The sequence below is a fragment of the Caballeronia sp. LZ062 genome (genome assembly GCF_031450785.1).
Taxonomy (GTDB): domain Bacteria; phylum Pseudomonadota; class Gammaproteobacteria; order Burkholderiales; family Burkholderiaceae; genus Caballeronia.
In genome coordinates this window covers 1,432,236-1,445,577 of sequence record NZ_JARTWB010000002.1, presented here as the reverse complement: position 1 = coordinate 1,445,577, position 13,342 = coordinate 1,432,236, and the positions used below count along the sequence as shown (strand labels likewise).

The 13,342-nt window shown below is 65.9% G+C and carries 12 protein-coding genes; all 12 read left to right on the top strand.

The genetic code is table 11. The annotated features are described in order from the left end of the window. Positions 1-297: 297 nt before the first annotated feature. On the top strand, positions 298-1,884 hold the full coding sequence (locus P9239_RS12870; protein ID WP_309751350.1) for an EAL domain-containing protein: 1,587 nt from the start codon (positions 298-300) through the stop codon (positions 1,882-1,884). Positions 1,885-1,916: 32 nt separating this feature from the next. Continuing rightward, positions 1,917-2,315, top strand: coding sequence for a hypothetical protein (locus tag P9239_RS12865; protein ID WP_309751348.1), 399 nt, complete (start codon positions 1,917-1,919; stop codon positions 2,313-2,315). Positions 2,316-2,590: 275 nt separating this feature from the next. Further along, positions 2,591-3,280: a histidine ABC transporter permease HisQ gene (locus P9239_RS12860; protein WP_309751346.1), complete on the top strand. Its 690-nt coding sequence runs from the start codon at positions 2,591-2,593 to the stop codon at positions 3,278-3,280. Positions 3,281-3,293: 13 nt separating this feature from the next. Next, positions 3,294-4,007 carry an ABC transporter permease gene (locus P9239_RS12855; protein ID WP_309751341.1) on the top strand — a complete coding sequence of 238 codons (714 nt, stop codon included), beginning with the start codon at positions 3,294-3,296 and terminating at the stop codon, positions 4,005-4,007. A gap of 33 nt (positions 4,008-4,040) precedes the next feature. Continuing rightward, on the top strand, positions 4,041-4,856 hold the full coding sequence (locus tag P9239_RS12850) for an ABC transporter ATP-binding protein (RefSeq protein WP_309751340.1): 816 nt from the start codon (positions 4,041-4,043) through the stop codon (positions 4,854-4,856). 70 nt (positions 4,857-4,926) lie between these two features. Beyond that, a complete protein-coding gene (locus P9239_RS12845) occupies positions 4,927-5,895 on the top strand; it encodes a GlxA family transcriptional regulator (protein ID WP_309754033.1) in 969 nt (322 codons plus the stop codon). A gap of 132 nt (positions 5,896-6,027) precedes the next feature. Then, a complete protein-coding gene (locus tag P9239_RS12840; RefSeq protein WP_309751337.1) occupies positions 6,028-7,257 on the top strand; it encodes an aspartate aminotransferase family protein in 1,230 nt (409 codons plus the stop codon). Between the two features lie 34 nt (positions 7,258-7,291). Continuing rightward, positions 7,292-8,338: an arginine/ornithine succinyltransferase subunit alpha gene (gene aruF / locus P9239_RS12835; protein ID WP_309751335.1), complete on the top strand. Its 1,047-nt coding sequence runs from the start codon at positions 7,292-7,294 to the stop codon at positions 8,336-8,338. After that, complete coding sequence (gene astA, locus P9239_RS12830) at positions 8,335-9,363, top strand: arginine N-succinyltransferase (RefSeq protein ID WP_309751333.1); 1,029 nt, start codon at positions 8,335-8,337, stop codon at positions 9,361-9,363. The genes aruF and astA overlap by 4 nt, the downstream gene beginning before the upstream one ends. A gap of 12 nt (positions 9,364-9,375) precedes the next feature. After that, positions 9,376-10,848, top strand: a complete 1,473-nt coding sequence (gene astD, locus P9239_RS12825) for a succinylglutamate-semialdehyde dehydrogenase (RefSeq protein ID WP_309751329.1) — start codon at positions 9,376-9,378, stop codon at positions 10,846-10,848. Positions 10,849-10,863: 15 nt separating this feature from the next. Continuing rightward, positions 10,864-12,240, top strand: a complete 1,377-nt coding sequence (gene astB, locus P9239_RS12820) for an N-succinylarginine dihydrolase (RefSeq protein WP_309751328.1) — start codon at positions 10,864-10,866, stop codon at positions 12,238-12,240. Then, on the top strand, positions 12,224-13,237 hold the full coding sequence (gene astE / locus P9239_RS12815; protein WP_309751326.1) for a succinylglutamate desuccinylase: 1,014 nt from the start codon (positions 12,224-12,226) through the stop codon (positions 13,235-13,237). Before astB ends, astE begins: the two co-directional genes overlap by 17 nt. Positions 13,238-13,342: the final 105 nt, after the last annotated feature.

The following is a 13,342-nucleotide window of genomic DNA, read 5'->3' as shown; positions in this document are numbered from 1 at the left end:
CGCCACGCCGGAGAAATTGCGTGCGGCCCGTGCGTCAGCCCACTCTAGCGGCGACTTTTCGACTAAATAAGCATTGAGTCGTGTCATGGCCGCCCTCTACACTAAGGCGCCTGTCGAAGGAGCCGGCGTTCGCGCGCCGTTTCGCGGCAGCACGCGCCAAGGCTGCTTCTCACGGTCCGGTTCGCCGCGCTTCCGGCCAGCCGTCGCAACGCAGCCGCGTCAGCACCATGCGCGGCGCAACCTGGCGCAACATCGTGCCCGAGCCTCCTGCCTCGCGGCGCGCGACCACAACACGGAATGAACACACTCCAACGCGGGGCGCTGGCGGCGCTCCTGATCGTCATCGTGATGATTGCGGCGCTCGCGCCGGCGGGAATCGGCTTGACGCTGGCGGCTCGCAGCGAGCGGCAGGCGCGCGTCGAGCGTTTGGGCCGCACAGCCGATGCCGCGCTCGTCCGCGCCGAAGAGGTGACGCGCCGTCTCTCAGGCGCGCTCGGCGAGATCGTCAGGGTGAGCGACGCGCCTTGTTCGACGTCGTATCTGCGCGCGCTGCGCCAGATTTCGCTCGCGCGTGCGCCACTGCGCGACGCCGGTGCGTACGACGGCAACGGCCGGTGGCAGTGCTCGTCGCTCCTCGGCGCGGTGTCGACGGGTGCGGCCGACGGCCTCACGTTGCCGCCGCCCGACTGGCGCTCGCGCGATGGCGTCAGCGCGTGGTACGGCCTCGCGCGGCTGCCCGGCGGCAAGGACTCGCTCGTCATGGGTCGGGACGGTGTCTACATCGCCGCCGATCCGTCGCTTTACGTGGGCGGCATCGACGCGCGCATCGCGCGGGCAGGCGATGTCGCCGTCATCAACACCGAAGCGCGGCGCGTGATCGCCGGCACGCCCGCCACGGATGCGTCCGCGGTCCTCGCCGCCTTTCGGGCGTCGCCGTCGGTGCTGGATTGCGCGTCGGTAGCCGTGCGCCGCTCGGCGACGATGCCGCTCGCAGTCGTCGTCAGCACGCCGCGCGAGACGTGGCGCAGGCGCGCTCGCACGCTGCCGTGGGCGTGGCTGCTCACGGGCATCGCGACCGGCCTCTTGTGTGCGGGCTGGGCGGCGCATCTCATCGTGCGCAGGCTGTCGCCGCGCGGACAGTTGAGCGATGCCGTGCGCCGCCATCAATTCATCGTCGCGTATCAGCCGATCGTCGATCTCGCCACGCGCCGCTGCGTCGGCGCGGAGGCGCTGGTGCGCTGGAAGCACCACGACCGCATCGTGCGGCCGGACCACTTCATTCCGCTCGCGGAGCATCGCGGCCTGATTCAGGCGATCACCGATCAGGTGCTCGATACCGTGCTGCTCGAACTCGGCGACTTTCTCCGCCGCTACACCGACTATTACATCTCCGTGAATGTGTCCGCGCCGGACCTGACCACGCATCGCTTTGTCGGCGTGCTGGAACCGGCGCTCGCGCGGCAGGGCGTGCGGCCGCAGCAGATACGCATCGAGGCGACCGAACGCGGCTTTCTCGACGCCGATGCCGCGAAGGACGTCATCAGCGCGTTTCGCGCGGCGGGCCACGCGGTCTATCTCGACGACTTCGGCACGGGCTATTCGAGCCTGTCGCATTTGCAGACGTTTCGCGTGGACGGCCTGAAGATCGACAAGTCTTTCGTCGACACGGTGGGGCAGGACGCGGCATCGAGCAGTGTCGCTTCGCATATCATCGAGATGGCCGCGACGCTCGGCGTCCAAGTGATCGCCGAAGGCATCGAGCGCGAAGCGCAGGCGGCGTATCTGCATGCACGCGGCGCGCAGTTCGGGCAAGGCTGGCTCTTTTCGCCGCCGCTCACGGCCGCCGAATTCATCCGCTACGCGGGCAGCACGCGCGCCCGCTGAGCCGCCACCGTTTAGCCCAACTGGACACCTACATGGACGATCAAACCGCCGTTTCCTTTCTCCGCGACGTGCGGCATCCGCTGCTCGCGCTGCATCGCGCGGTGCTCGCGCACCTTCGTCACGCGCACGAGTCCGAGTCCGGACCCGTGTCGCCCGGCGAATTCCTGCAGATCGTGATCAACGGCAGCGCGTATCGCTGGCTCTCGCCGCTGTCGACGCTCATCGCCGCCCTCGACGACGTGCTGGACGACGAGGAAGCCACGTCCGACGCGCGCGTCGGTCATGCGAAGGCGGTCATCGCGATGTTCCGCGCCGAGACGCGCGACGCCGCCTTCGCCGAGCGCTTCCTGCCGCTCTTGCAGGAAAGCGCCGACATCGCGGTAGCCAACGGCCATGTCGTGCAGATTGTGCGCGGCGTGGCTTCGGCCTAAGATAGCCGGCCGGCGCATCGCCGCTATCGAAAAAGCGACGCAAAAGCACGAATTCCGCACGTCACACCGATGCGGGTTTTCACGGCTGTCGCACAGCAGCGACGTTGCCGCGCGGGCGCACGAACAGCACGCCGCGCCCGCGTGCAGAATGTTGCGTCGCAGCAAAATGACGCATCTTCTTTGAGCGATTATTTTTCGCTTGCGACTATCCGCGCCAATTCAGAGGCGCACGCAGCGGCAGGACGGGCGCCTCTCATCGACGAAGGGAGGCGCTCATGTCGCTGTACGGTTTCGGTCCGCTGCTCTGGGCGGGCGCAAAAGAGACGCTCGCGCTCGCGCTGCTTTCGCTCGCGGTGTCGGTGGTGCTCGGGCTCATCGGCGCGTCGGCGAAGCTCTCGCGGCACGGCTTCTTGCGCGGCATCGCGACCGCATACACCACGCTCATCCGCTCGGTGCCCGATCTCGTGCTGATGCTGCTGCTCTTCTACAGCATCCAGATCGCGATCAACCACGTCACCGACAGCTTCGGCTGGGAGCAGTTCGATATCGATCCGTTCACGGCGGGCGTCCTCACGCTCGGCTTCATCTACGGCGCGTACTTCACCGAGACGTTTCGCGGCGCGTTTCTCGCAGTACCGCGCGGCCAGCTCGAGGCGGGCATTGCGTACGGCATGAGCGGCATGCGCGTGTTCGGCCGCATTTTGTTTCCGCAGATGATGCGTTTCGCGCTGCCGGGCATCGGCAACAACTGGCAAGTGCTCGTGAAGGCGACGGCGCTCGTGTCGATCATCGGCCTCGCGGATGTCGTCAAGGCCGCGCAAGACGCGGGCAAGAGCACCTTCAACATGTTCTTCTTCATTCTGATCGCCGCGCTCATCTATCTCGCGATCACCACGGCGTCGAACTTCGTGCTGATGGCGCTGGAGCAACGCTATTCGACGGGCGTGCGTCACGCCGATCTTTGAGCAGGAGCCGAACATGATCTCGATCTTCGCCGAATACTGGCGTCCGTTTCTGTATTCCGATGGCATGCGCGCCTCGGGCCTCGTCGTGACGCTGTGGCTGCTCGCGGCGTCCATTGTCATCGGCTTCTGCGCGGCCGTGCCGCTCGCCTGCGCGCGAGTTTCGAAGCGCCGCTGGCTCTCCACACCCGTGCGCCTCTACACCTATGTGTTTCGCGGAACGCCGCTCTACGTACAGTTGCTGCTGCTTTACACGGGCATGTACAGCCTCGAATTCGTGCGCACGCATTCGTTGCTCGAAGCGTTCTTTCGCAGCGGCTTCAACTGCGCGGTGCTCGCGTTCGCGCTGAACACATGCGCCTACACGACCGAAATCTTCGCCGGCGCCATCCGCGCGATTCCGCACGGCGAAGTGGAAGCCGCGCGCGCCTACGGCATGGGCACGTTCACGATGTATCGCCGTGTGATCCTGCCGTCCGCGCTGCGCCGCGCCTTGCCTTTGTACAGCAACGAAGTGATCCTGATGCTGCACGCGACCACCGTCGCGTTCACGGCGACGGTGCCGGACATTCTGAAGGTTGCGCGCGACGCGAATTCCGCCACGTATGAATCGTTCGGCTCGTTCGGCATCGCGGCGCTGCTGTATCTGGCGATTTCGTTCGCGCTCGTCGCGGCGTTTCGACGCGCGGAACGGCGCTGGCTCGCGTACCTGAGCCCGTCGCGCGCCTGACGAGCGGTAAAATTCCAAGCCGTGCGGAGAATCATGTCATCACCCGAGGAGATTGCGTTGGAGCCGAAAGCCAAAGACGTCGCGACGAAGCTCGTCGCCGAGGACATCCACAAACGCTACGGCGACAACGAAGTGCTGAAGGGCGTGTCGCTCTCGGCGCGCGCGGGCGATGTCATCAGCATCATCGGCGCGAGCGGCTCGGGCAAGAGCACGTTTCTGCGCTGCATCAACTTTCTGGAAAAGCCGAACGCGGGGCAGATCGTCGTGGATGGCGAAGCCGTGCGCAGGAAGACCGACCGCAACGGCAATCTCGAAGTGGCCGATCAAAAGCAGCTTCAGCGCGTGCGCACGAAGCTCGCGATGGTGTTTCAGCACTTCAATCTGTGGTCGCACATGACGGCCATCGAGAACGTGATGGAAGCGCCCATTCACGTGCTCGGCATCTCGAAGAAGGAAGCCGAGGAACGCGCGCGCGAGTATCTGGAGAAAGTCGGTCTGCCGCCGCGCGTGGAAAAGCAGTATCCGTCGCATCTTTCGGGCGGGCAGCAGCAGCGCGTCGCGATTGCACGCGCGCTCGCGATGCATCCCGACGTCATGCTCTTCGACGAACCCACGTCCGCGCTCGATCCCGAACTCGTCGGCGAAGTGCTGAAGGTGATGCAGCGGCTGGCTGAAGAAGGCCGCACGATGATCGTCGTGACGCACGAAATGGGCTTTGCGCGCAACGTGTCGAATCACGTGATGTTCCTGCATCAGGGGCGCACGGAAGAAGAAGGCGCGCCGTCCGAGGTGTTGAGCGCGCCGAAGAGCGAGCGCCTCAAGCAGTTCCTGTCGGGCAGTCTCAAGTAACGTGGCGAGTGCTTCAGGCGCGGCGCGCGGGCCGCTGCAAGTGGCGATCGTGGCGCTGCCGCCAGTGTCGATGAGCGGCATCGCGCCGATCATCGACAGTCTCACGCTCGCCAACGAAATCGACGGGCATCGTCTCTACGACTGGCGCGTCTGTTCGTGGGACGGCCGTCCGGTGCCGCTTTCAGGCGGCGCGCAGCTTCCCGCCGACTGCGCGTTTAACGACGCCGTTCATTGCGACTGGCTGATCGTTATCTCCGAGCGCTACCAGCAGTTCGCCGACTACCGGCTCTTTCTCGCGAGCCTCGCGCGCGTCGCGCCGCGCACGCCGCTCGTCTCCGGCATCCATCACGGCGTCTGGTGGCTCGCGATGGCCGGGCAACTCGCGCAATATCGCGTGGCCGTGAACTGGGAGACGTACCAGCAGTTCACCGAGCAGTTCGAGCGCGCGATCGTCTCGCAGCAGATTTTCGAAATCGACCGCGACCGCGCGACCTGCGCCGGCGGTCAGGCGAGCATCGACTTCATGCTCGCGATGATTGCTCGCGATCACGGTCAGGATCTGGCGGAGCGCATCGCGGATTCGCTCGGCGTCGGCGCGTTGCGAGCGGGCACCGAGCGCCAGCGCATACCGTTCGTGACCGCGCCGGGCGAGCGGCATCCGCGCCTGAACGACGCGCTGCAACTCATGGAAGCGAATATCGAAGACCCGCTGTCGACGGACGACATCGCGAATCTCGTCGGTATCTCGCGCAGGCAATTGGAGCGGCTCTTCCGTCAGTATCTCGGCGCGATGCCCTCGAAGTATTACCTCAATCTGCGTCTGACGAAGGCGCGCACGCAATTGCAGCGCACGAGCAAGTCCGTGGTGCAGATCAGTCTCGCGTGCGGGTTTTCTTCGGCGGCGCATTTTTCCAATGCGTATCGTGACCGCTTCGGCGTGACGCCGCGAGAGGAGCGGCGCAATTGGATTGAAAAGCAGCGCGGCGCGCTCGACGAACCGCGCGGCGGGGCGTTGATCGAGCCGCCCGAATCGCGTTGAGGCGGCGCGCTGAAACGTAGCGTGAAAGCGCATGAAAGCATGTCGCGAACGCGCAAGACGGAACGCACGCAAGCGCCTAATATCGAAAGCATTGCAATACGACTGCAGCAAGAACCCGTAGAGGAGTGGCTCATGACCGACATCAATGTGAATCGCGGTACGTTCGACGAAGTAATGGTTCCGGTGTTTTCGCCCGCCAGTTTCGTGCCGGACAGAGGCCGCGGCTCGCGCGTATGGGACACCGAAGGCCGCGATTACATCGACTTCGCCGGCGGCATCGCGGTCACAGCGCTGGGCCACGCCCATCCCGAACTGCTGAAGGTGCTGCACGAGCAGGGCGAGAAGCTCTGGCACATCGGCAACGGCTATACGAACGCGCCGGTATTGCGTCTCGCGAAACGCCTGACGGACCTGACTTTCGCGGATCGCGCGTTCTTCGCGAACTCGGGCGCGGAGGCGAACGAAGCGGCGTTGAAGCTCGCGCGCCGCTATGCCATCGACAAGTTCGGTCCCGAGAAGATCGAGATCATCTCGTTCACGCAGTCGTTTCACGGCCGCACGTTCTTCACGGTGAGCGTCGGCGGCCAGCCGAAGTATGCGGAAGGCTTCGGGCCGCAGCCGCAAGGCATTCGCCATCTGCCGTATAACGATCTTGCGCAGGCGCTCGCCGCCATCGGCGACAAGACGTGCGCGGTGATCGTCGAGCCGGTGCAGGGCGAAGGCGGCGTGCTGCCCGCCGATCCCGCGTTTCTGAAGGGCCTGCGCGAAGCGTGCGACAAGCACGGCGCTTTGTTGATTTTCGACGAAGTGCAAACCGGCGTCGGCCGCACCGGCACCTTCTACGCGTACATGCAATACGGCGTCACGCCCGACATTCTCACGACCGCGAAGGCGCTCGGCAACGGCTTTCCCATCGGCGCGATGCTGACTACCGATGCCATCGCGCAGCACTTCAAGGTCGGGGTTCACGGCACGACGTACGGCGGCAATCCGCTCGGCGCGTCCATCGCGGAGAAAGTGGTCGAGTTGATCAGCGATCCGAAACTGCTCGAAGGCGTCGGCGTGCGCAGCGAAGCAATCAAGGCGCATCTCGCGCGCATCAACGAGCGGTTCGGCCTGTTCAAGGACATTCGCGGCCGCGGTCTTTTGATCGGCGCGGAACTCGCCGACGCTTACAAGGACCGCGCCAAGGACGTGCTCAACGCGGCGGCGGCCAACGGCGTCATCATGCTGATCGCCGGGCCGAACGTGCTGCGCTTCGCACCGTCGCTCATCATGCCGATGGCCGATCTCGACGAAGGCTTCGCGCGCATCGAGAAGGCGATCGAGCAGGTCGTGGGCGCGACGGCCGTCGCACGCTGATTCATCGTTGACCACCGCTTTACAGGAAACGGCGATGCTATTCGTTCGTCCGGCAAGACTCTCCGATCTCGACGAGCTGGAGCGCATGGCGCGCTCGGCCGCGCCCGTGCTGCACTCGTTGCCGCGCGACCGGCGCGCGCTGGAAACGCGCGTCGCGCTCTCCGAGGATTCGTTTCGCGCCGAAGTCGATTTTCCCGGCGAAGAGTTCTATCTCTTCGTGCTGGAAGACGCGCGCACGGGCAAGCTCTACGGCACGTCGAGCATCGTCGCGTCGGCGGGCTATTCCGAGCCGTTCTACACGTTTCGCAACGACGCGCTGATCCACGCATCGCGCGAACTCAAGGTGAACCGCAAGATTCACGCGCTCACCATGTCGCACGAACTGACGGGCAAGAGCCGGCTCACCGGCTTCTATATCGATCCGTCGCTGCGCACGCCCGAGGGCGAAGCGACCGCGCATCTGCTTTCGCGCGCCCGCATGATGTACATCGCGGCGAACCGCAAGCGCTTTTCGAGCGAAGTGTTCTCGCTGATGCTCGGCGTCACCGATAACGCCGGCGTGTCGCCGTTCTGGGAAGCCGTCGGCCGCAAGTTCTTCGGCCGCGACTTCGAGCAGGTTGAACTGGAGTCGGGCGGGCGCAGCCGCACGTTCATCGCGGAAGTCATGCCGACGTATCCGCTCTACGTGCCGCTTCTGCCCGGCGAGGCGCAGCGCGTGCTCGGCGAGCCGAACGCAAGTACGCTGCTCGCCTACGACATTCACCTCGAAGAAGGCTTCGAGCCGGACCGTTTCGTCGATATTTTCGACGCCGGACCGGTGCTGACGCTCGCCGTGGACAAGAGCGCATCCGCGAGTTCCGGCGAACTGCGCGCGGTGCGCGAAGGCACGGACACGAAAGGCGCGGCGTATCTCGTCGCGGCGGGCGGGGCGCACGAGTTCCGCTGCATCGTCGCGGAACTGACGGGCACGCGCTCGGACGGCGCGGCGTTGAGCGCCGATGCGTGCGGCGCGCTCGGCGTCGCGGAAAAAGACACGGTGCGCTGCGTGCCGCTGCATCAAGCCTCGGGAGAATTGCAATGATCGTCGTGCGCTGCGTGCAGCCGGGAGATGTCGACGCGCTCGTCGCGCTGGCACTGGAAACGGGCCCGGGGCTCACCACGTTCAAGCCGGATCGCGCCGCGCTGGCGGCACGCGTCGAGCGCGCGCGCCGCACGCTCGCGGGCGGCGCCGAGCCGTTCGAAGCGGGCTACTTCTTCGTGATGGAAGACACCGCGACGGGCGATGTCGCGGGCGTGTGCGGCATCGAAACGGAAGTCGGCCTGGAACAGCCGTTCTACAACTATCGCGTGTCGACGGTCGTGCATGCGAGCAAGGACATGGGCGTGTGGACGCGCATGTCGCTGCTCAACATCTCGCACGATCTCACGGGCTATGCCGAAGTCTGCTCGCTGTTCCTGAGCCCGCGTTATCGCACGGCGGGCGTGGGCGGGTTGTTGTCGCGCTCGCGGTTCATGTTCATCGCGCAGTTCCGGGAACGCTTTCCGCAGCGGCTGTGCGCGGAATTGCGCGGTCATTTCGACGACAACGGCGAATCGCCGTTCTGGAACGCGGTCGGCTCGCACTTCTATCAGATCGACTTCAACGAAGCCGATTACCTGAGCTCGCACGGCAAGAAGTCGTTCCTCGCGGAACTGATGCCGCGTTACCCGGTGTATCTGGACTTGCTGCCGGAGTCCGCGCAGCAGACGGTCGGCGTCACGCACCGCGACACCGCGCCCGCGCGCAAGATGCTCGAAGCAGAAGGCCTGCGCTATGAGAACCACGTCGATATTTTCGACGCCGGTCCGGTGCTCGAATGCCACATCGCGGACTTGCGCACGGTGCGCGAAAGCGTGCTCGCGACGGTGCGCGTCGGCGAGCGCGACGACGCGCAGAGCGATGCGAAGAGCCTCGTGTCGAACACCTCGCTCGACGACTTCCGCTGCGGCGCAACCACCTGCGCTGTCGAAGACGGCACGTTCCTGCTGACCGCTGACGAAGCCGCCGCATTGCGCGTGCAGAACGGCGACACCGTGCGCGTGCTGACCTCGCAGCGCGCGAAATAACTGAGAGACGTCATGGATATTCGAAACCAGTTGTATATCGGCGGTGAGTGGCAGGACGGGCGGGGCCCGGCGTTCGCATCGCGCAATCCGGCAAGCGATGCAACCGTGTGGCAAGGCGCGAGTGCATCCGCCGACGACGTGGATCGCGCGGTGTCGTCGGCGCGGCGCGCGTTCGCGTCGTGGTCCGCCTTGAGCTTCGACGAGCGCGTTGCCGTCGCAAAGCGCTTCGCGTCGCTGCTGAACGAGAACAAGGAATGGCTCGCGCACGCCATCGGCCGCGAAACCGGCAAGCCGCTGTGGGAAGCGCGCACCGAAGTCGCGTCGATGGCCGCGAAGGTCGACATATCCGTGCAGGCGTATCACGAGCGCACCGGCGAAAAGCGCGCGCCGATGGCCGATGGCGTCGCGGTGCTGCGGCACCGGCCGCATGGCGTGGTCGCCGTGTTCGGGCCGTACAACTTTCCGGGGCACTTGCCGAACGGCCATATCGTGCCGGCGCTGATCGCGGGCAACGCGGTCGTGTTCAAGCCTTCGGAACTGGCGCCGGGCGTCGCGGCGGCGACCGTCGCGCTGTGGATCGAGGCCGGGCTGCCCGCGGGCGTGCTCAATCTCGTGCAGGGCGAAAAGGATACGGGCATCGCGCTCGCCAATCATCGGCAGATCGACGGGCTCTTCTTCACCGGCAGTTCGGATACCGGCACGCTGTTGCATCGCCAGTTCGGCGGGCGGCCCGAAATCGTGCTGGCGCTGGAAATGGGCGGCAACAATCCGCTCGTCGTCGCGCCGGTCGCGGATATCGACGCGGCCGTGCATCACACGATTCAATCCGCGTTTCTTTCGGCGGGCCAGCGTTGCACGTGCGCGCGCCGTCTTTTCGTTCCGGACGATGCGTTCGGCGAGCGCTTCCTGCAACGCTTCACGGAAGTGAGCGCGGGCATTCGCACCGGCGCCTACGACGACGAGCCGCAGCCGTTCATGGGTGCGGTCATCTCGGCGCGGGCGGCGGCGCGGCTCGTCGCGGCGCAGACGCAACTGATCGAGGCCGGCGCACGGCCCTTGCTTGTGATGCAGCAGCGCGCGGCGAACCTCGGTTTCGTCACGCCCGCCATTCTGGATGTGACCGGCGCCCGCGACGTTCCCGACGAAGAGCACTTCGGCCCGATGGTGCAACTCACGCGCTACAAGAGTTTCGATGAAGCCATCGAGCGCGCGAACGATACGGCCTTCGGCCTTTCCGCCGGCCTGCTCGCCGACGACGAAACCGCGTGGAGGCACTTCCAGCGCACGATTCGCGCGGGCATCGTCAACTGGAACCGGCCGACAAACGGCGCGTCGTCGGCGGCGCCGTTCGGCGGCGTCGGGCGCTCGGGCAATCATCGGCCGAGCGCGTACTACGCGGCGGATTACTGTTCGTATCCGATGGCGTCCGTGGAAAGCGCGCAATTGCAGATGCCCGCGAGCGTATCGCCGGGTCTCACGTTCTAAGCACCGGAATCCGACATGCAGGCACAGCAAGCCAATCTGACCCAGGACGCGCGCGCGGCGAGCGAAGCGAATTTCGACGGGCTCGTCGGCCCGACGCACAACTATGCGGGGCTCTCGTTCGGCAACGTGGCGTCGCGCAATAACGAGAAATCCGTCGCGAATCCGAAGGCCGCCGCGAAGCAGGGCTTGCGCAAGATGAAGCGGCTTGCGGACCTGGGCTTTCATCAGGGCGTGCTGCCGCCGCTCGAACGTCCGTCGATCCGGCTCTTGAAGAGTCTCGGCTTCGGCGGAACGGACGCCGCCGTGATCGAGCGCGCCGCCCGCGAAGCGCCGGAGCTGCTCGCCGCCGCGAGTTCGGCCTCCGCGATGTGGACCGCCAACGCTGCGACCGTGAGCCCGTCGGCCGATACGGCGGATGGGCGCGTCCACTTCACGCCCGCGAATCTCGCGGCGAAGCTCCATCGCGCGATCGAGCACGGCGAAACGCGCCGTTCGCTCTCAGCGATCTTCGCGGACGAAGCGCGCTTTCGCATCCATCATGCGCTGCCGGGCACGCCCGCGCTCGGCGACGAAGGCGCCGCCAATCACACGCGGTTCGCGCGGGAATACGGCGAGAAGGGCGTCGAGTTCTTCGTGTATGGCCGCAGCGAATACGGCCAGGGGCCGCAGCCGCAGCGCTTCCCCGCGCGGCAGACGCTGGAGGCGAGCCGCGCGGTCGCGCGCCTGCACGGGCTGTCGGACGCATCGACTGTGTTCGCACAGCAATCCCCCGATGTGATCGACGCCGGCGTGTTCCACAACGACGTCATCGCGGTCGGCAATCGCACGACGCTCTTCTGCCACGAGCGCGCGTTCGTCGATCAGCACAAGGTCTACGACGAACTCGCCGCGAAACTCGCCCAGCACGGCGCGGCGTTCACGGCGCTCGAAGTGCCGCAGAGCGAAGTGAGCGTGGCGGATGCGGTGTCGTCGTATCTGTTCAACAGCCAGTTGCTGTCGCGCGCGGACGGCACGCAAGTGCTCGTCGTGCCGCAGGAATGCCGCGAGAACGAGCGCGTGGCGGCGTATCTGGATTCGCTCGCCAATCGTGCAACGCCTATCGACGAAGTGCTCGTCTTCGACCTGCGCGAGAGCATGAAAAACGGCGGCGGCCCGGCGTGCCTGCGGCTGCGCGTCGTGCTCAACGGTGCCGAGCGCGCGGCCGTGAACCCGGGCGTGTGGATGAACGACGCGCTTTTCGCCCGCCTCGACGCGTGGATCGACACGCATTATCGCGATCGACTCGCGCCTGCCGATCTCGCCGATCCGCAATTGCTGGATCAATCGCGCACGGCACTCGACGAACTGACGACACTTCTCGGACTGGGCGCGATCTATGACTTCCAGCACTGAGCTTCTCGACGACTTTCTCGCGTTCTGTCTCGCGGGCAAGGAGCCTTCGACGCGGTCCGGCACGGCGGCATCCGGCGTGCGCTGGACGTGGCAGGGCGAAGGCGCCTTGCTGCTGGAACCGGCCGCTCAACCCGCGACGCATAGTGTGGTCGCGTCTGCCGGCATTCACGGCGACGAAACCGCGCCGATCGAAATGCTGTCGCGCCTTGTCGCCGATATCGCGACCGGAACGGCGGCGCTGGCGGCGCGCGTGCTGGTGATTCTCGGCAACATCGGCGCGATGCGTGCGGGCGTGCGCTATGCCGACGACGACCTCAATCGCCTGTTCGGCGGCCGTCATGCGAGCTTGCCTTCGAGCGTCGAAGCGCCGCGCGCAGCCGAACTCGAACGCGCGGCGCGCAGCTTCTTCGATGGCGTCGCGCACGCCAGGTGGCATATCGACATGCACACGGCCATTCGCGCGTCCGTCTTCGAGCAGTTCGCGCTGTTGCCGCACACCGGCGCGCCGCTTTCCCGCGCGATGTTCGACTGGCTGCGCGATGCGCGTCTGGAAGCGGTGCTGCTGCATCGGGAGAAGGGCAACACGTTTACGCACTTCACCGCCGAGCAGTGTGGCGCGCTCGCCTGCACGCTGGAACTGGGCAAGGTGCGGCCGTTCGGTCAGAACGATCTCGCGCGCTTCGCGGCATCGGATGCGGCTTTGCGGCGGCTCGTCGCGGGCAGCGCGCCGGTTGAAGAGACGCCGCTGCGCGTGTTTTCCGTCGTCGCGCAGATCGACAAGCAGAGCGAAGCATTTGTGCTGAATGTCGCCGCCGACGTGCCGAATTTCACGGCCTTCCCGAAAGGCACCGAACTCGCGCGCGACGGCGATTACACCTATCGCGTGACGCACGATGAAGAGCGCATCGTGTTTCCGAATCCGAAGGTGAAGCCCGGGCTGCGCGCCGGCCTCATGGTCGTCGATACCACGGACGCGACGCTCGCCTCGCTCCAATAAGGTCTCCACGTCGCGCTCGAACTTGCATGAGCGCGACATCCGTTTGCCTCTTTTCATTCCACTCTTTTCTAGCGAAGGCCACGGGCCGCCGCCTTCGGGCCGCGG